Raw genomic sequence first — 17,052 nt, 5'->3', positions numbered from 1 at the left:
CGGATGCCCGGCCAACGGGCACGTCCGGTTCGGCGGGCGGGGACGGGAAGACCGACACCTGCAAGGGTGCACGGCGTCTCGTCCCCGACCCAACCGCTCGGCATCCGCCCCACCGCCGGCAACTGCTGGGCCGAACAAGGCAGCCCTGACCGGCTCCCGGCGACCTACACGCGCTCATTTATTTCCACGGCTGCTACTCGGTCGGCGACGACACACTGCGGGGCGTCAACCATCGCCGCAAGGGCACCGTGAACACCCTGGCCGCGCTCCGCTCGATCCGGGCCGCCCGCCCGGACGGCGCCCCGGTCTACGTGATCCTGGACAGCCTCTCCGCCCACAACGGCAAGAGGATCCTGCGCTGGGCGAAGAACAACAACGTCCATCTCTGCTTCACCCCGACCAACGCCTCCTGGGCGAACCCGATCGAGGCGCACTTCGGACCGCTGAGGCAGTTCACCCTGGCGAACTCGAACCATCCGAACCACACGGTCCAGACCCGCGCGCTGCATTCCTACCTGCGCTGGCGCAACGCCAACGCCCGTCACCCCGACGTCCTCACCGCCCAGCGCCGCGAACGCGCCCGCATCCGCAGCGAGAAAGGCATCCGCTGGGGAGGACGGGTACTGGCTTCCGCTGCCTGATCAGCGATTGCCGATACTTCCTCCATGGGAAGCAGAAGGAAGCCGTACTGGCGTACGATCGGGACTCCGAAGACACTCGTCCTTTACCGCACGCCAGACCGGTGGCGGTTCGCCGTGTACTTCGAAGCTCCGGGCGGCATCGTCGACGGCTTCCTCGATCACCCCGCCCCCACCTGCGAGCCTGAGCCGGCCCAGGCTGCCCTCCACCTCAGGGCTGAAGAGCTGACCCACCGAGAGCTGGAAGTCTCCTGGCAGCCCACCGATCGACCGGACTGGTGGACCGGAGTTGTCACCAAGGCCGGACCACTCGCCGATGCCGATTGCTGAGCCGCCATCGGCAGGAACGCACCAACCCGGTGAACCTATGCGGTCAGAGCCCTAGCTGGAGCTCCTGCGCGCCGTCCACGGTTGTGCCATCGGGGTGCCGCCTGAAGGCGGCCTCAAGAACGGCGGGCAGGTCCGCTTCGGGGACGGTGGAGCGCACCTCCGCGAGGACGTGGGGGAAGTCGGCGTCCTCAATGGCGCCCCGGTACTCGTGGCGCAACCGGTGGATGACCTGGACGAGTTCGGGCCGCAGCCGCATCCAGGCTCGGGATGTGCGGATCTCCTCCGCGACATGGTCCATGAACCAGCGCATGACCTCGTACGGGATGTCCAGGTGTCGTCCGTGGGGGTCGAAGCACACCGTCGGCTCGCGTGCCGGGTCCTCGTCGGGGACGACTGCGGTCACGAGGGCCCGGTGGTCCCGGAGGAGGTTCAGTTCCAGGTACCAGGCGTCGTCGGACACGGAGTACATCGAGGTGATCGCGTAATCGCCGTTCGGGTGCGTGGGCATCGTTCTCAGGCCTTTCCGGTGGTCTTCGGTGGGCTCGGTGCAGACCTCGGTGTCAGACCTCGGCGTCCGGGGCGAGCCGCAGACCGGCCATGGCGAGGAAGTCGGCGAGTTCGATCCGGCCGCCCTTGGTCCCGTCGTTCCAACTGCTCCAGAGCCTCGACCTCTCGCTGTCCCAGGTGTCGATGTCCTTGCTCGGGTGCTGTTCGACGGTCCCCTCGCCGTGCCGGTACCGCAGGTACAGGTACTGGCCTCTGGTCGTCCAGGCGTCCCACTGCGAGGGGCAGCCCCCGCAGGTCTGTACTGCCCGCGCGATGGTCACGTCCTCGTGCAGGTGGGCCTCGACGGCGCCCAGGTCCTGATCGTGGGCGACGAGGAGGCCGTCGTCGAGACCGAGCAGGCGGATGCTCCCGCCGGGGAACTGGAGGGTGAGGCCGGCCGTGAAGTCGACCCGGCCGTTGTTGCAGCCGATCTCCCGGACCGAGCGGACCGGCTGTCCGACGAATCGGGTCATCGGGACATCCGGTGAATCGTCGGCCACGGAGACGCTGCCGTCCTCCTGCATCGAATACGGCCCGTGCGGCTCGTCGAGGAGCAGCGACAAGCCGGTCGAAGGCGTGTGGAACAGAACCGGGCCCAGCTCCTCCAGGTGAAGCCACAGGTGCACCAGCGACGGCTCCCCGTCGGAGTGGTGATGCCAGGCCGTGGTCACCTTCAGCAGCCGCCTCCCGATCAGGTCGGCGGCAAACAGCTCCCCGTCGTCGATCATCCGCCGATGCTCGCACGGCGTCACCCCTCGGGACATCCGAATTCTCCGCCGGCAGCCGTCGCCCGTCCGAGGCCGAGGCCGAGGCCGGACGGCGTGGGAGAGCCCGGCCGACGTGCGGCTCAGAGGCCGAAGCGGGCGCGGTGGGAGGCGGGGACCAGGTCGGTGTATTCGGGGTGCTTGGTGATCCAGCCGCGGATGAAGGGGCAGTAGGGGAGTACGGCGAGTGCCTGCTCGCGGGCCGTGTCCAGTGCGGCGCGTGCCAGGCGGCCGGCCAGGCCGCGGCCCTCGAAGCGGGGGTCGATCTCGGTGTGGATGAAGGCGATCTCGTCGCCGGAGCGGTGGTACTCGGCGAAGCCGGCGAGTTCTCCGCCGTCCTGGATCTCGAAGCGCGACTTCGCGGTGTTGTCGGTGACGAGCTGGTCCATGGTTCCTCCGCAAGGTGGGGGACGGCCCCGGAGGGCCGGTGGCGGGGTGGCGCGGCATCGCCACTATAGTTGAAGAATCAACATTTGTCGTCCGGTCGCCGACGAGGGCCCACGGATACCGGCCGGACCGCCAGGTGACCATCCGGCAGTCGAACTGTCGGGCGGCAGGTTTGCCCGGCGCGGCTGCCGGGATACCCATGGCGCATGATTCCCGCTGCGGTCAGTGACGTCCTGCCGGAACTCGTCCCGTTCGTGCGGGCGGTCCAGGAACGCAGGCCCGACGACGGGACGTGGTGCGAGGCATGGACGGTGCGGGACGTCCTCGCCCACCAGACCGGCAACGCCGAGGAACTCGCCCGCGTCCTGCGCGCCTTCCACGCGGGCGAGCCCGTGGAGACCCGCGGCTTCGATCGGGAGGAGCCGTACCGGCGGATGTCCGACGCACAGCTGTGGGAGGCCTTCGCCGCCCGCTGCGCCGAACTGGCCGAGGTCGCCGCGGCCGCGGAGAGCGACCTGCCCCCGGACACCGAGGTGCGGTGGACCGGCCGGACCGTGACGGTGCCGTTCTTCGCCGAGCACCTGCGCGAGGAGCTGATCCTCCACCGGTGGGACCTCACCGGCGACGACCGTACGGCCCAGGAGGCGCTCGCCGAGCCGTGGATGACGTCGCACAGCGTGCGGCTGGTCGGCCGGCCGCTGCTGGCCCGGGGCGTGGCCGGCCTCGACCTCGGGCCCGGGGGGCGCGTCGAGGCCCGCCTGCGCGTCCCCGGGACCGACGACGTCCTGGTGACCGCGGACGCCGATGGCGCGTCCATCGCCCTGGCCCCGCCCGAGGGCCCGGCCACCATCGAGAGCGACGCCGCGGTGCGCGTCCTGCTGTTGTGGGGGCGACGTCCGGCGGACCCGGGCCGCTGGCACAGCACGGCCGGTCCGGAGGAGCTGCGACGGGTGCGTGCCCTGCTGAGCGGTTACTGAGCGGTTACTGAGCGGTTACTGAGCGGCTACTGAGGGGCTACTGAGGGGCTACCGAGCGGGCGGGGGAAGTGCGCGCGTGGGGTGTCGGGCGAGGTCCGGGGTGCCGGGGTGACGGACACCCGGGGGAGCGCCTCGGGGTGGTGTTCGCAGATGTGCGTCACCAGGTGTTCGCGGAGCTGGCAGCGGAGGGAGAACGCGTCGTCGGCGTTGGCGGCGGTCGCCAGGAGCCGGACCACGATGGTGGTGGGCGTGGTGTCGACGACCTGTAGGGCGCTGCCCTGGCCGTCCCAGAGGGGGCTGTCGGCGAGGAACGCGTCGAACTCCTTGCGCAGCAGGGGGACCGGGGCCCGGTGGTCGAGGTGGAGGAAGGCGGTGCCGGTGATCCGGCTGGAGCGGCGCGACCGTTCTCGAACGGGCGGCCGGCGAAGTAGGACATCGGCATCACCAGGCGGCGCTGGTCCCAGGTGGCGATCACCACCGCGGTGAGGGTGATCTCCTCCACGGTGCCCCACTCGCCGGACACCACGACCACGTCGCCGATCCGGACCAGGTCGCCGAAGGCCAGCTGCACCCCGGCGAAGAGGTTGGCCAGCACGCTCTGCGCGGCGATGCCCGCGACCACACCGACCAGGCCCGCCGAGGCGAGCAGACTGGTCCCGATGCCGCGTACGGAGGGGAAGGTCATCAGCATCGCGCCCAGGGCGGCGATCGCGATGATCGCCTGGCAGATCCGGCCGAGCAGACCCGCCTGGGTGCGGGCGCGGCCGGCCGAGGAGGGGTCGCGGCGGTGGACGGCGAGGCGGACGGCGCCTTCGACGACGAGCCCGACCGCCCGGGCGCCGAGCCATCCACCGGAGGCGATCGCCAGCAGGACCAGGAGGTGGTGCAGCTGCTCCCGGGTCTCCGGCGAACCACCGACCCACGGCTGGACGGCGAGGGACAGGGAGGTGGCGAGCACGGTGACCAGGGGACGCCGACAGCTGCGCAGCATCCCCGGCATGACGCTGCCGGGCCGGTGCGGGGCGAATCTGCGGACCAGCCGTTCGGCGGTCCGGTCCAGGACGTAGGTGGTCAGGGCCACCCCCGTACCTGCCAGGAGCAGACGGAACAGGCTCCACCACACGCTCGCTCTCCTCCCGCGACGGCCGCAGCGCGGCGCTGTGGGCCGGCCCTCCCCGGGCCGGCGCTGTGGGCGGGCCTTCCCCGGGCCCGCTTCCCGGACCCCGTTTTCCCGTTCGGCGGGATTCACACCTGCCGGAGGTGAGGTGAGGGTCCGGCAACGGCGATGGGCCGTTCGGGTGAGGGGGATGAGGCGGGGGAGACAGGTGAGGAGGACGGGCCGAAGGTCCGCGTCGAGGGTTCAGGCGGGGTGCATATCGGCCCGGGAACGGGGCAGCCGGGGCTTGAAGGCCCGCCGGCCGGGCGGCCACGGTCGACGACACGGTGGCATGAACCTCCGGATCGGGGGCAGCCGAAGCGTACCGACAGCCCGATCCGACAGCCCGATCAGGCAGTCAGACCTGACAGCCGGACCCGACAGCCAGACCCGACGACGGAAGGAGACGGTCGTGAGTGATCGCGTCAACATCTGGGAGTTCCGGGACACCGCCGGTCACACGGCGGGCACCGACCTCATCGGCTTCCACGTCGAGGCCACCGACGGAGCGATCGGCAAGATCGACAAGCCGGCCGACCCGTCCGCCCCGCCCCTGGTGCCGGATCCTCCGCTGCCGCCCGGTGTGCCCGAGCCGCCGCCGGATCCGGTGCTCCCGGGCCCCGCTACGCCGTCACCCGCGCTGCCCGGGCCTGAGCCGGAGCCCGAGCCCGGCGTGCCCCGCCCGCCCGAGCCGCCGGACTGAGGAGCCCTGAGCAGCCCGACCGAGGAGTCCCAAGAGGCGGGCCGGAGCGTTACCCCCAATACCCCGTGTGCACCGCGGAGGCCTCCTCGAAGAGGTGCGGGCCGGACGCCTCCACGGTGCTGCCGCCGGCGGCGAAGACCTGGCGGCACGGCAGGTCGAGCACCGGTTCCTCCGGGTCCACCCCGGCGATGGCGTTCAGCTCCGCCCCGGCGAGCGCGTAGACGACCTTGCGGATGCCGCTCCAGTAGATCGCCCCGGCGCACATCGCGCACGGTTCGGTACTCGTGTACAGGACGGCGTCGACGAGCTGCGTCGGGGCCAGGGTGCGCGAGGCCTCCCGCACCAGATTGGTCTCCGCGTGGGCGGTGACATCGCGGTCGGTGAGCACTGAGTTCTCGGCGGTGAGCAGGACGTTCCCGGCGGGGTCGGTCAGCAGTGCTCCGAAGGGGTGGTTGCCGTGCGCCCGGGCGTCGGCCGCGATCTCGATGGCCGCGAGCAGGTGCTCGCGGGTGCGGTCGGTCATGTCGTGCTCCTCAGGGGATCGGCGGTGGGGCGGGCCCATGGTGTCGCGGTCGGGCGGGGTGGTGGTTCCAGGTTGCCGCAGCCGCCCTCCGCCCGCGACCACCCCCGGCGGCGGCCCGGGCCCGCGGGCCGGTGCGGAGCGTGCCGCCGGGACCGGCTCCCGCCCGGGCGGCCGTGCTGTCGTCAGCGGGCGAACTTCTCGACGGCCGCCGGTGTGACGGGGGTGAAGAAGTTGACGAGGTTGCCGTCGGGGTCACGGAACAGGAGCGACCGGTTGCCCCAGGGCATCGTGGTGGGCTCGGTCACGAAGTCGGTGACGAAGCCGGTCAGGTTCCGGTACACGTCGTCCACGTCGGCGACGAGGAATTCGAAGATCACGCTGCTGTTGTCGGCCGGACGGGCGGAGCCGGGCGCGAACAGCGCCACCGTCCGGGTGCTGCCGATCGCGAGGGTCCCGCCGGCGGTCCGCAGTTCGGCGAAGTCCTCGGTGGACCAGTGCGCCCGTACTCCGGTGGCCCGCTCGTAGAAGCCGACGAGGCGTGCGATGTCGCCCGTGATGATCCGGATCGAAACGAAGTCCATGGTGCTCTCTCCTCAGGTCGGTGAAGCCGTTGCACCCCGGACGGTAGAGGAAATAGTGGACAGAATCGGTCCGGTATCAGCGCTAGGCTCGTGGACATGGGCCGACCTACCAGCCGCGTGCTCACCCTCCTGGAACTCCTGCAGTCGGGCGGCATCAGGACAGTGGCCGAACTCGCCGACCGGCTCGGCGTCGACGGGCGCACCGTGCGGCGGTACGTGGACCACCTGGTCGACCTCGACATCCCCGTCGAGGCGGTCCGCGGCCGCTACGGCGGGTACCGGCTCGCCCCCGGGTACCGCCTGCCTCCGCTCATGCTCAACGACGACGAGGCGCTCGCCGTGCTGCTCGGCCTCGTCGTCGGCCGCAGGGCGGGGCTGCTGACGGCGACCGCGACCGCGACCGCGGGCGGGACCGGGACGGCGACCGGGACGGCGACCGGAACGGCGGGCGAGACGGCGGCGGCCAAGATCCGCCGGGTACTGCCCGAGCGCCTCGCCCGTCGGCTCGACGCCGTCCTGGAATCCCTCGCCTTCACGGCCGAGCCCGGCGAGGCGGCCACCCCGGAGACGGGCGTCCTGCTCGCCGTCGCCGACGCGGTGCGCCACCGCCGCCCGCTCTCGATCAGGTACACCGCCCGGGACGGCCGTCGGAGCGAACGCACGCTGCACCCGTACGGGATCGTCACCCACGCGGGGCGGTGGTACGTCACGGGCACCGATCCCGAGGTCGATCCCGAGATCGGCCAGGACCGGACCTTCCGGCTCGATCGCATCGCGGACGCGAGGCCCCTACCGGGCTCGTTCGAGCCGCCCGCCGGGCTCGATCCGGCCCGGCGCGTCCTGTCCGGGCTCGCCAAGGCCGCGTACCGGTACGAGGTGACCCTGAAGATTCACGGGACGGTCGAGCAGATCCGCGCCCGGCTCCCCGCCAGTGTCGCGAGCATCGAGGAGCCCGTACCGGCGCCCGTGGAAGGAACGGATCCGCACACCGAGCGGTGGCTGCACGTCGAACTGCGGGCGGAGCGGCTCGACTGGCTGCCCCCCGTACTCGCCTCGCTCGACCGGCCGTTCGTCATCGAGCGACCGGACGAACTCCGTGACCTCGTCATCGCGCTCGCCGACCGGCTCGCCGCCTCCGCCCGCCAGGCCTGCGACCCGGACCGGACCGGACACTGATGCGCCCGACGTGCCCCACGGACGTCGATGTGCCCGTCCTGGCGTCAAGGACTCGCGGAACCTTCCCGGCGCGGGAGCGTTGGCAGTGCACCGGAGGTCCCGGTCAGGTAGGTAGGAGGCAGTCGCCGTGCTCGTAGAACCTGTCCTTGTCACCGGCGCCGGCGGAGGGGTCGGCGGAGTCGGACGCAGGATCCTGGAGCGGTTGCGGGCGCAGAACGTGCCCGTCAGGGCTCTCGTGCACCACGACGACGAGCGGGCCTCGGATCTGAGGACGATGGGCGGCGTGGAGGTGCTGGTCGGTGACCTCACCCGTGGGGCGGACGTGGTCGAGGCGCTGGCCGGCTGCCGCCGGGCCTACTTCGGGATGAGCGTGTCGTCCGCCTACCTGGAGGCCGCGGCGACGGTGGCGGCCGCCGCCCGGGAGAGCGCCGGCCTGGAACTGCTGGTGAGCATCTCGCAGATGACCGTCTCGCAGATGGACCTCACCAGCGACGCCGAGTCCCGGCAGCAGCGGCTGCACTACCTCGCCGAACACGTCCTCGACTGGTCCGGGGCACCGGTCGTCCACGTCCGGCCCACCGTGTTCATGGAGAATCCGCTCTTCACCAAGGTGGCGGCCGCTTCGATCCGGCGGGACGGCACGATCCGCCTCCCCTTCGGCTCGGCCCGGACCTCACCGGTCGCGGCCGCCGACGTGGCCGAGGTCGTCACCGCACTCCTGCTCGATCCTGCCCCCCGGGCCCGCCGTGTCTACGAGCTGACCGGGGCTCGATCCCGCGACATGACGGCCATCGCGGCCGAGTTCTCCGCCGCCCTGGGCCGCGACGTGACCTACGTCGACGTGCCCTACCAGGAGTGGCTGGAGCACGACCTCAAGAGCCAGGGCCTGCCGGACCACGTGTTCGACCACATCGCCACGATGGCCAGGCTGCACGGCGAGAACCGGTACGACCGGGCGACGAACGACGTCGCCGACCTTCTCGGTCGCCCCCCGCGGGGGTTCGACACCGTGATCAAGGACCTGCTCGCCCGGCAGTCGTAGCCGGCCGGGTGCCGGGGGAGCGGTCGCTCAGAGCCAGCCGCGCTGCGCCGCCTTGAGGCCGGCCTCGAAGCGGCTCGACGCGTCGAGGCGCTCCATCAGCCCGGCCATCTGGCGGCGGACGCTGCGTGCCGACAGGCCCAGGTTCCGGCCGGCGGTCTCGTCGGTGAGGCCGGACGCGAGCAGCCGCAAGAGCTCCTGCTCGGTGGCGCTGAGGCCGGTCCCGGTGTCCTTGCGCCGGTCGGCGCCGAGCGGGACGGCGGCCTGCCAGGTCCGCTCGAAGAGGGCGACCAGAGAGGCGACGATCCCGGGCTCGCGCGTGCACAGGGCGCCGAGCCGGGTGTGGGCCGGGTCGATCGGGACCACGGCGACCTGGCGGTCGAAGATGAGCATCCGGGGCGGCAGCGTCGGGCAGGTGCGGACCAGACCGCTCTCCTCGGTCATCCAGCGGGCGTAGGCGAGCGTCGCCGGATCGTGCCGCACGCTGTCCTGGTAGAGCGTCAGCAGCGCCACCCCGCGCCGCATGGCCGCCTCGTCCAGCGGCCGGGAGGCGTCCAGGCTGGCCTGGGACTGCGCTCCGCCGGGCATCACGGACAGGCACTCCCCGGTGACCTCCTGGGCGAGGATCTCCAGCTTGGCCTGGATCGCGTCCAGGCCCACCAGGCGCTCGGCGGTCTCGGCCGGGGTGTTCGGCCGCAGGTCGGCGTACTCGGCGATCGCCCGGGCGGCCGCGGCCTTGCCGATCTCCAGCTCCTGCTGGCGGCGCAGCAGTTCCTGCTCCTGGCGGTGCAGGATCAGCTCCAGGCCGAGCGCCGGGCTCACCGGCAGCAGAACCCCGGGTGCCTCCCGGGAGGCACGGAGCAGCTGCAGATCGGCCAGCCGGTCGAGGGCCTCCCGTACGGCGGGCTCGGGCAGGCCCAGCTCGTCGCACAACTCCCTGACGCCGCCCTGCGGATCGGAGAGCATGGCCCGGTAGACGTCCTCCGAGACACGGTCCAACCCCAGCATGTCCAGCATGCGCGCAGCCCCCCGGTGCGACGTCGAACGTGCCGTGCCGCCGTGCGACACATCGGGATCATCCCAGCCCGGCTTCGACTCCACAAGCAGCCCTGCCCCGGACGGGGTCCGGCAGGGCGTCGGGTCCTGAAGCGGCCAGGCCGGTTGCTGACGGGGCTCTCGCCTTCCGGGGCGCGGGCGGTGCCAGCAGGATGGTGGTCACCGGGAGGGCGGCGGGGCAACCGTCGCACAGCCTCCCGAATATCTGATTGTCGATCAGATCTCCTGCCACTCAAGCCGCCTGGGGTGCCGCCATGTCCAAGACCGCCCGCCTGCTCGCCACCGCCGTCGCAGCCGTCGCCCTGTCGGGGATCCTGGCGCCCGCGGCCTCCGCCACCGCCGCGACCACGGCGCCGGCGGGCATCGGCTGGGACGGCTCCACCGTCGTCCCCGCGGTCGTGGCCGGCGGGGCCGCGGACGGCATCGGCTGGGATGGCATCGGCTGGGACGGCTCCACCGTCGTGCCGCCGGTTGCGGCCGGCCCGTCCGCCAGCGGCATCGGCTGGGACTGATCGCCGTGCTCGCCGTCCGGGCCACCGTCGTGGACATCAGCGGTGCGCCCACCACGACCGCCGAGGCGCGGATCGTCGAGGACATCCTGTGGGCGCACGCCACCCCGGAGCACGGGCTCGAACACGTCCGCGCCGTACCGGACCGGGACGGCATCGCCCTGGTGCTCTTCGTCCGCGCGGACGGCCCGGCCACCGCGCACGCCCTCGCCGAGAACCTTCTGGCCCGGGCCCTCACCGCAGCAACGGCCGGCCGGTACGCCGCCGCCGTCCACCCGCACTGACCATCGCTCGCCCGCCCACACCCAAGGGGACCCCCATGCCCAGCACGCCCCGTCCTGCCCGTGCCCTGCGCCGCGTCTGCGTGCTTGCCGCGACCGCCGTGGCCGCCGGTCTTCTCACGGCCTCCCCCGCCTCCGCGGACGGCACCTACTACCCGGACGGCAACAAGGCGCCGACCTCCACCGGCACCCTCGGCACCGGTGTCGGGAACAAGCTCACCGGCGCCCAGATGGTCCAGCGCGCCCGGGACTGGGTCGCCCACGGGGTCACCTACAACGAGGGTCAGTCGTTCTCCGACAGCGCGGTCGGCGGCCCGTACCGCACCGACTGCGGTGGCCTCGTCGACATGGCCTGGCAACTCCCCGGCAGCCCGCCGGTCACGTACCCCGCACCCGGTATCGACGACCCGAAGTACAGTACCAAGCTCGGCAGTTGGTCCCAGCTCCAGCCCGGCGACGCCCTCGCCGTCGCCGGCAAGCACATCAACCTGTTCGCAGGCTGGACCAACCAGGCCGCCGGCGACTTCACGTACATCGCCGAGGACAACAGCAGCGTCCCGACCAAGGAGTACTCGGCCAACACCCACTGGTCCTCCATCGACGGCTACCCCACCTCCTCCTTCGAGCTGCTGCGCTCCAAGAACCTCGCTCCCGCCATCCCCGCCGACTTCAACGTCCTGCTGTGGGGCTTCAATTCGGGCCAGACCGTGTCCGGCACGCTGAACCTCACGGCACACCCGACGCAGAGCGGCATCATCAACTGGCTCGACTACGTGGTCACCGGCCCGAACGGCTACTACAACCGCTTCCGCGCCACCAGCGGCGGCGCCACCAACTACCAAGTTCCCTTCGACACCGCTCCCTTGGCGGCAGGCACGTTCAACATCTCGATGATCGCCAACGAGATCGACGGCCAGGAGCACACCTACCAGGGCGGCGCCTTCACCATCGCGCCGCAGGCCCCGAACGCCCGGGGCACCGCCGACTCGACGGTGCTCACCAGCAACGGCACCATCGCCCTGTACCGGGTCGGTGCGGACGGCAACGTGTACGGCACCAACCAGAACACCCCCGGCGGTCCTTTCGTTCCGTGGGCGCAGCTTTCGACGGGTGGTGGGTTCGTCGGCAAGCCGGCCGCGCTCCAGACACCCAGCGGCCTCATGGTGGTCTACGCCCGGACTGCGGCCGGCACCATCCAGGGCACGAACCAGAGCACGCCGGGTGGTCCGTTCGGGTCGTGGGTCACGGTTGCGGATGCGGGTGATCCGACGGGTGTGGCGAGTGACCCGAGTGTGGTGTTCACTCAGTCCGGCACCATCGCGGTCTATGTGACGTCTGTCAGCGGCAATGTCGTCGGTGCCAGTCAGGGCACGCCGGGTGGTCCTTTCTCTCCCTGGCAGCAGCTTTCGACCGGTGGTGGGTTTGTCGGCAAGCCGGCTGCGCTCCAGGTGCCCAACGGCACGATGGTGCTCTACGCCCGGACTACGGGCGGCACCATTCAGGGCAGCAACCAGAGCACGCCGGGTGGTCCGTTCGGGTCGTGGGTCACGGTTGCGGATGCGGGTGATCCGACGGGTGTGGCGAGTGACCCGAGTGTGGTGTTCACTCAGTCCGGCACCATCGCGGTCTATGTGACGTCCGTCAGCGGCAATGTCGTCGGTGCCAGTCAGGGCACGCCGGGTGGTCCTTTCTCTCCCTGGCAGCAGCTTTCGACGGGTGGTGGGTTCGTCGGCAAGCCGGCTGCGCTTCAGGTGCCCAACGGCACGATGGTGCTTTACGCCCGGACTACGGGCGGCACCATCCAGGGCAGCAACCAGAACACCCCGGGCGGACCGTTCGGATCGTGGGTCACGATCGCGGACGCGGGTGACCCCACAGGTGTGGCCAGCGACCCGAGCGTGGTGTTCAGCCAGTTCAACACCATCGCCATCTATGTGACCTCCGCCAACGGCAACGTCGCCGGCAGCAGCCAGGCCACCCCCGGCGGTCCTTTCTCTCCCTGGGGCCAGATCGGCTGATCACACCCCAGCCGCACACCCGCCGCGTGCGCAGGCCGCCACCGTCAGGCCCGAACCCCGAGAGGGTTCGGGCCGACCAGCGCGTGGCGGCCGGGCGCTCTCGCCGGTCACGCGGGACTGCGGCGTCTCCACGGGTTCCTGGGTCCCTCGGGCCGGGGGCGGGGACCGTTGAGCTGGCCGGGCCGGGCCGGGCCGGGGCGGCCGCGCGGGCGCGGCCGCCGTGTGCCGGGTCAGTCCTTTCCGACGTCCTTGATCTTCTCGCCGGCCTGCTTCAGGTCGCTCTTGATCTGTTTGCCCCGGCCCTCGGCCTCGACGACCCGGTCGCCGGTGGCCCGTCCGGCGGCTTCCTTGGCCTTGCCGTGGACCTTCTCGGCCGCGTTGTGCAGCTTGTCCTTGGCACTCATCGGATCACTCCTCTCGCTAGTGGGGGCTCGGTCCGCCCCGGACGGCGTCTGCCCGGGATCGGCGGTTCCACACCCGGACCATCCGGAGTCGGTCGTCGGCCGTGAGCCGGTGTGGTGCCGACGGGGCCGGTTGGGCAGGCTCAGCGGAAGGCGGCGACGTTGCGGGCGGCCCAGGCGGCGAAGGGGCGCGGGGCGGTGCCGAGGACCCGCTGGACGTCCGGGCTGACGCGCAGCTCGGCCGGGTTCGGGGAGCCGAGGATGTCCAGGGTGTCCTGGGCGAGCTCCACCGGCATGCCCTGGGCCATGGCGGCGCCGGCCTCGTCGCGGGTGAGGTCGTGGAACCGTACCGGCGAGCCCAGGGCGGCCGCGATGGCCTGCGCCTGCTGGCGCGGGGTGATCACCTCCGGGCCGGTCAGCTCGTACACGCCGCCGTTGTGCCGGTCCTCCAGCAGGCAGGCCGCCGCGACGTCGGCGATGTCCGCCGGGTCGACGATCGGCACCCCGACGTCGCCGAAGGGCGCGGCGACGACCCGCTGCGCGCGGACGGATTCGGCCCACCACAGGGCGTTGGAGGCGAAGCCGCCCGGCCGCAGGATGCTCCAGTCCACGCCGGACCCCCGCAGGACGTCCTCCAGTTCGCGCATCGCGATCCGCGTCGGGCCGAAGGGCCTGGTCGCCACGCCCTGCGAGGAGAGCAGGACGATGCGGCGGACCCCGCCGGCCACGGCCTGGCCGATGAGGTCGGCCGGGTTGGCCCCGGCGGCGTGCAGGTCGCCGGACAGCAGCAGGAAGAGCGCCTTCGCCCCGGCCAGCGCGGGTTCGAGGCCGGCCGGCCCGGCCAGGTCGGCCGCCACGTGGCGGACACCGTCCGGCACCGCCGCCGCGTGCCGCGACACCGCCGTCACCTGCTGGCCCGCCTCGGCCAGCGCCCGCGTCAGCGGCCGGCCCACATTGCCGGTAGCCCCGGTCACCACGATCATGGTCAACTCCTCGTTCGACGTCCGCCGTGGCCGCTGTGGCCTCGGTGGTCCTCACGCTAGGAGCCGGGGCTAACCCTTGGTAAGGACATACCTTGACGTAAGCTCAGGACATGGTGGTAGGTGTGCAGCACAGGCAGGGCGAGGCCGGGAAGCGGTATGAGGTGTTTCACACCGACTGCCCCGCGCGCGACGTGGTCGACCACGTGACCAGCAGGTGGGGCATCTGGGTGTTGATCTCCCTGCAGAGCAACGACCTCCGGTTCTACGAGCTGCGCGAGAGCATCCACGGCATCAGCGAGAAGATGCTCGCCCAGACCCTGCGCGCGCTGGTCCAGGACGGCCTGGTCTGGCGGAAGGTCGAGCCGACGACGCCGCCCCAGGTCACCTACGGGCTGACCGAGTTCGGTCAGGACCTCGGCGAGCCGCTGGCCGAGCTGTTCAACCGGATCACCCGAGGGCTGCCGCCGCGCGACGCGGGGTAGCAGCGCGGGGTAGCAGCGCGGGGTAGCAGCCGCACCGAGCCGCCCTGCTGGGGGAGTTCCGTGGCCGGCCCTTGCGGTGGCCGTTGCCAGGCCGCTGCCGACCGCCGACCGCCGACCGGTGGGGCGCCGAACCGCACAGCCACGGGAAGACGATCTGGGCCGGGTTCGACGCCTCGCGGCTGACCCGTGGCTGACCCGCGTCTGACGCGCGGCTGATCCGGGGCTGACCCGCGGCTGACCCGTGGCGGCGCCTCGCCGGACCGCACCAGTGCGCCGACTTCGTCATCCGCGCCCGGCCGGGGCCGCCACGCCGACTCCGGTTCAGGGGCCCTTGGGGCGGTGGGTGATTGCATGGCGACACAGCGTGTGTCCCGGCGAGCGTCTCCGCGTTTTTCTCCTGCGGGTGCGGGTGGCCCCGGCAGGAGGAGGAAGCGGATGGCGCAGACCCGGCGGCGGGCCGCCGCCCGCCCGGCGCCCGGCGTGGCCCGCCGGCGTCAAGGCTCGGCGGTGCTGCGGTGGTTGAGCACGACCGACCACAAGGCCATCGGCAACCTGTACCTGACGACGGCGTTCGGGTTCTTCCTGTTCGCCGGGCTGCTGGCGATGCTCATGCGCGCGGAGCTCATGCGGCCGGGACTGCAGGTGGTGAGCAACGAGCAGTACAACCAGTTGTTCACCATCCACGGGACGATCATGATGCTGCTGTTCGCCACACCGACGTTCGCCGGTTTCGCGAACGCCGTGATGCCGCTGCAGATCGGTTCCCCGGACGTGGCGTTCCCCCGGCTGAACGCGTTCACGTACTGGGTGTACCTGTTCGGCGGCCTGATGGTGGTCGGGGGCTTCCTGACCACCGACGGCGCCGCGTCGTTCGGCTGGTTCGCCTACGCCCCGCTGAACGGGCCGCTCCACAGCCCGGGAACGGGCGCCGACCTGTGGGCCGTCGGGCTGATCGTGGCGGGTCTGAGCACGATCCTGGGAGCCGTCAACTTCATCACCACCATCGTCTGCCTGCGGGCGCCGGGCATGACGCTGTTCCGGATGCCGGTCTTCACCTGGAACGTGCTGTTCACGTCGATCCTCGCGCTGCTCGCCTTCACCCCGCTGACCGCGGCGCTGTTCGCGCTGGAGGCGGACCGCAAGCTGGGCGCCCACGTCTTCGACCCGGCCAACGGCGGGGCGATGCTGTGGCAGCACCTGTTCTGGTTCTTCGGCCACCCCGAGGTGTACATCGTGGCGCTGCCGTTCTTCGGCATCATCTCCGAGGTCATCCCGGTGTTCAGCCGCAAACCGGTCTTCGGCTACTACGGACTGATCGGTGCCACGATCGCGATCACCGCGCTGTCCGCGGTCGTGTGGGCCCACCACATGTTCGCCACCGGCCAGGTGCTGCTGCCGTTCTTCTCCCTGGCCTCGCTGCTCATCGCGGTGCCGACCGGGGTGAAGTTCTTCAACTGGATCGGCACCCTGTGGAACGGCTCGCTCTCCTTCGAGACGCCCATGCTGTTCGCCCTCGGCTTCCTGGTGACCTTCCTCCTCGGCGGGCTGACCGGCGTCCTGCTGGCCGCGCCCCCGATCGACTTCCACGTCACCGACAGCTACTTCGTGGTCGCCCACCTGCACTACGTCCTCTTCGGGACGGTCGTGTTCGCGATGTTCGCCGGCTTCTACTTCTGGTGGCCCAAGATCACCGGCCGGCTGCTGGACGAACGCCTCGGAAAGATCCACTTCTGGATGCTGCTGCCCGCGTTCCAGATCACCTTCCTCGTGCAGCACTGGCTCGGCGCCCAGGGCATGCCGCGCCGCTACGCGGACTACCTGCCCTCGGACGGCTTCACCACCCTGAACACCGTCTCCTCGATCGGTGCGTTCCTGCTGGGCGCGTCGACCCTGCCCTTCCTGTACAACGTGTGGCGCACCGCCAGGTACGGAGTCCCGGTCACCGAGGACGACCCGTGGGGCTACGGGCGCTCCCTGGAATGGGCGACCTCCTGTCCGCCGCCGCGCCACAACTTCCACGCCCTGCCCCGCATCCGCTCCGAAGGCCCGGCCTTCGACCTGCACCACCCGGAGTATTCGCGCATGGCGCTCGAAGGCGAGGAGAACGCACGGTGAAGACCGAGTCCTACCTGTTCGCGGGTGTCGCGCTGTTCTTCGCCGTCGCCGCTTCGATCTACGGCTGGTTCGCCCGGGAGCCGGCCGGCAAGGCCGCGCTGGTCGTGGCCTTCATGATGTCCACGCTGATCGCGTTCTTCTTCCGGACCCAGTACTCCCGCCGCGGGAGCCGGCCGCAGGACCGCACCGACGCCGAGATCGTCACCGGTGTCGGGCCGCTGGAGTTCTTCGCACCGCGCAGCTACTACCCGCTGCTCACCGCGGCGGGCGTCGCGGTCGCCGGGCTGGGGCTGGTGTACGCCTTGTGGCTCTTCCTCATCGGTGCGGGTGTGACGGGCGCCGGCGTCGTGGGCTTCGTCTTCCAGCACGCCCAGCGCGGGCAGTGAG

Annotated in this window: 20 protein-coding genes and 1 pseudogene; 12 read left to right on the top strand and 9 right to left on the bottom strand. The window is 71.5% G+C overall.

Translation table 11 applies throughout. The features are described 5' to 3' along the window. Positions 1 to 93 precede the first annotated feature (93 nt). Positions 94 to 641: pseudogene (locus tag AB0R04_RS31335) on the top strand (transposase); the annotation flags it as partial. 24 nt (positions 642 to 665) lie between these two features. After that, positions 666 to 968 carry a hypothetical protein gene (locus tag AB0R04_RS31330; RefSeq protein WP_363377023.1) on the top strand — a complete coding sequence of 101 codons (303 nt, stop codon included), beginning with the start codon at positions 666 to 668 and terminating at the stop codon, positions 966 to 968. Positions 969 to 1,011: 43 nt separating this feature from the next. Here the strand turns inward: AB0R04_RS31330 and AB0R04_RS31325 are convergent, their stop codons facing one another. The 3 genes from AB0R04_RS31325 to AB0R04_RS31315 form a co-directional block, all read right to left on the bottom strand. Continuing rightward, positions 1,012 to 1,476, bottom strand: coding sequence for a hypothetical protein (locus AB0R04_RS31325; protein WP_363377022.1), 465 nt, complete (start codon positions 1,474 to 1,476; stop codon positions 1,012 to 1,014). Between the two features lie 52 nt (positions 1,477 to 1,528). Beyond that, entirely contained in the window at positions 1,529 to 2,242 is a 714-nt protein-coding gene (locus AB0R04_RS31320; protein ID WP_363377021.1) for a hypothetical protein, read from the bottom strand. Between the two features lie 119 nt (positions 2,243 to 2,361). Beyond that, positions 2,362 to 2,667 (bottom strand): GNAT family N-acetyltransferase, encoded by a 306-nt coding sequence (locus AB0R04_RS31315; RefSeq protein WP_363377020.1) that lies wholly within the window; start codon positions 2,665 to 2,667, stop codon positions 2,362 to 2,364. Between the two features lie 204 nt (positions 2,668 to 2,871). Between AB0R04_RS31315 and AB0R04_RS31310 the strand changes: the two genes are divergently transcribed. Then, entirely contained in the window at positions 2,872 to 3,642 is a 771-nt protein-coding gene (locus tag AB0R04_RS31310; RefSeq protein ID WP_363377019.1) for a maleylpyruvate isomerase N-terminal domain-containing protein, read from the top strand. A 157-nt stretch (positions 3,643 to 3,799) separates the two neighbouring features. On the opposite strand, the gene AB0R04_RS31305 is transcribed toward AB0R04_RS31310, so the two are convergent. Continuing rightward, a complete protein-coding gene (locus AB0R04_RS31305; RefSeq protein WP_363377018.1) occupies positions 3,800 to 4,765 on the bottom strand; it encodes a mechanosensitive ion channel domain-containing protein in 966 nt (321 codons plus the stop codon). Between the two features lie 445 nt (positions 4,766 to 5,210). On the opposite strand from AB0R04_RS31305, the gene AB0R04_RS31300 reads away from it, so the two are divergent. Then, positions 5,211 to 5,501: a hypothetical protein gene (locus tag AB0R04_RS31300; RefSeq protein WP_363377017.1), complete on the top strand. Its 291-nt coding sequence runs from the start codon at positions 5,211 to 5,213 to the stop codon at positions 5,499 to 5,501. A gap of 49 nt (positions 5,502 to 5,550) precedes the next feature. On the opposite strand, the gene AB0R04_RS31295 is transcribed toward AB0R04_RS31300, so the two are convergent. Beyond that, the gene (locus AB0R04_RS31295) at positions 5,551 to 6,024 is read right to left on the bottom strand and encodes a nucleoside deaminase (protein WP_363377016.1); all 474 of its coding nucleotides are present in this window, start codon (positions 6,022 to 6,024) and stop codon (positions 5,551 to 5,553) included. A 182-nt stretch (positions 6,025 to 6,206) separates the two neighbouring features. Beyond that, positions 6,207 to 6,605 carry a VOC family protein gene (locus tag AB0R04_RS31290; protein WP_363377015.1) on the bottom strand — a complete coding sequence of 133 codons (399 nt, stop codon included), beginning with the start codon at positions 6,603 to 6,605 and terminating at the stop codon, positions 6,207 to 6,209. A gap of 96 nt (positions 6,606 to 6,701) precedes the next feature. On the opposite strand from AB0R04_RS31290, the gene AB0R04_RS31285 reads away from it, so the two are divergent. Together AB0R04_RS31285 and AB0R04_RS31280 are read left to right on the top strand one after the other, a co-directional pair. Beyond that, positions 6,702 to 7,781 carry a WYL domain-containing protein gene (locus AB0R04_RS31285; RefSeq protein WP_363377014.1) on the top strand — a complete coding sequence of 360 codons (1,080 nt, stop codon included), beginning with the start codon at positions 6,702 to 6,704 and terminating at the stop codon, positions 7,779 to 7,781. Between the two features lie 127 nt (positions 7,782 to 7,908). Further along, complete coding sequence (locus tag AB0R04_RS31280; RefSeq protein ID WP_363377013.1) at positions 7,909 to 8,823, top strand: NAD(P)H-binding protein; 915 nt, start codon at positions 7,909 to 7,911, stop codon at positions 8,821 to 8,823. Positions 8,824 to 8,850: 27 nt separating this feature from the next. Here the strand turns inward: AB0R04_RS31280 and AB0R04_RS31275 are convergent, their stop codons facing one another. Next, positions 8,851 to 9,837 carry a LuxR C-terminal-related transcriptional regulator gene (locus AB0R04_RS31275; RefSeq protein WP_363377012.1) on the bottom strand — a complete coding sequence of 329 codons (987 nt, stop codon included), beginning with the start codon at positions 9,835 to 9,837 and terminating at the stop codon, positions 8,851 to 8,853. Positions 9,838 to 10,130: 293 nt separating this feature from the next. On the opposite strand from AB0R04_RS31275, the gene AB0R04_RS31270 reads away from it, so the two are divergent. From AB0R04_RS31270 to AB0R04_RS31260, 3 genes are all read left to right on the top strand, one after another. Next, complete coding sequence (locus tag AB0R04_RS31270; protein WP_363377011.1) at positions 10,131 to 10,388, top strand: hypothetical protein; 258 nt, start codon at positions 10,131 to 10,133, stop codon at positions 10,386 to 10,388. A gap of 5 nt (positions 10,389 to 10,393) precedes the next feature. Beyond that, positions 10,394 to 10,669: a hypothetical protein gene (locus tag AB0R04_RS31265; protein WP_363377010.1), complete on the top strand. Its 276-nt coding sequence runs from the start codon at positions 10,394 to 10,396 to the stop codon at positions 10,667 to 10,669. Positions 10,670 to 10,896: 227 nt separating this feature from the next. Beyond that, on the top strand, positions 10,897 to 12,684 hold the full coding sequence (locus AB0R04_RS31260) for a hypothetical protein (RefSeq protein WP_363377009.1): 1,788 nt from the start codon (positions 10,897 to 10,899) through the stop codon (positions 12,682 to 12,684). Between the two features lie 230 nt (positions 12,685 to 12,914). Here the strand turns inward: AB0R04_RS31260 and AB0R04_RS31255 are convergent, their stop codons facing one another. Next, on the bottom strand, positions 12,915 to 13,088 hold the full coding sequence (locus AB0R04_RS31255) for a CsbD family protein (RefSeq protein ID WP_063352486.1): 174 nt from the start codon (positions 13,086 to 13,088) through the stop codon (positions 12,915 to 12,917). Between the two features lie 140 nt (positions 13,089 to 13,228). Next, positions 13,229 to 14,068: an NAD(P)H-binding protein gene (locus AB0R04_RS31250; protein ID WP_363377008.1), complete on the bottom strand. Its 840-nt coding sequence runs from the start codon at positions 14,066 to 14,068 to the stop codon at positions 13,229 to 13,231. A 110-nt stretch (positions 14,069 to 14,178) separates the two neighbouring features. On the opposite strand from AB0R04_RS31250, the gene AB0R04_RS31245 reads away from it, so the two are divergent. The 3 genes from AB0R04_RS31245 (at position 14,179) to AB0R04_RS31235 (ending at position 17,051) form a co-directional block, all read left to right on the top strand. Then, the gene (locus AB0R04_RS31245) at positions 14,179 to 14,550 is read left to right on the top strand and encodes a helix-turn-helix domain-containing protein (RefSeq protein ID WP_063352484.1); all 372 of its coding nucleotides are present in this window, start codon (positions 14,179 to 14,181) and stop codon (positions 14,548 to 14,550) included. Positions 14,551 to 14,985: 435 nt separating this feature from the next. Then, positions 14,986 to 16,665 (top strand): cytochrome c oxidase subunit I, encoded by a 1,680-nt coding sequence (gene ctaD, locus AB0R04_RS31240; RefSeq protein ID WP_363377007.1) that lies wholly within the window; start codon positions 14,986 to 14,988, stop codon positions 16,663 to 16,665. Next, positions 16,662 to 17,051 carry a cytochrome c oxidase subunit 4 gene (locus AB0R04_RS31235; RefSeq protein ID WP_363377006.1) on the top strand — a complete coding sequence of 130 codons (390 nt, stop codon included), beginning with the start codon at positions 16,662 to 16,664 and terminating at the stop codon, positions 17,049 to 17,051. Before ctaD ends, AB0R04_RS31235 begins: the two co-directional genes overlap by 4 nt. Position 17,052 lies beyond the last annotated feature (1 nt).

This window comes from Kitasatospora sp. NPDC056731, from assembly GCF_040687675.1.
In the GTDB taxonomy this organism is placed as follows: Bacteria; Actinomycetota; Actinomycetes; order Streptomycetales; family Streptomycetaceae; genus Kitasatospora.
This window is presented reverse-complemented; position numbering and strand designations above follow the sequence as displayed.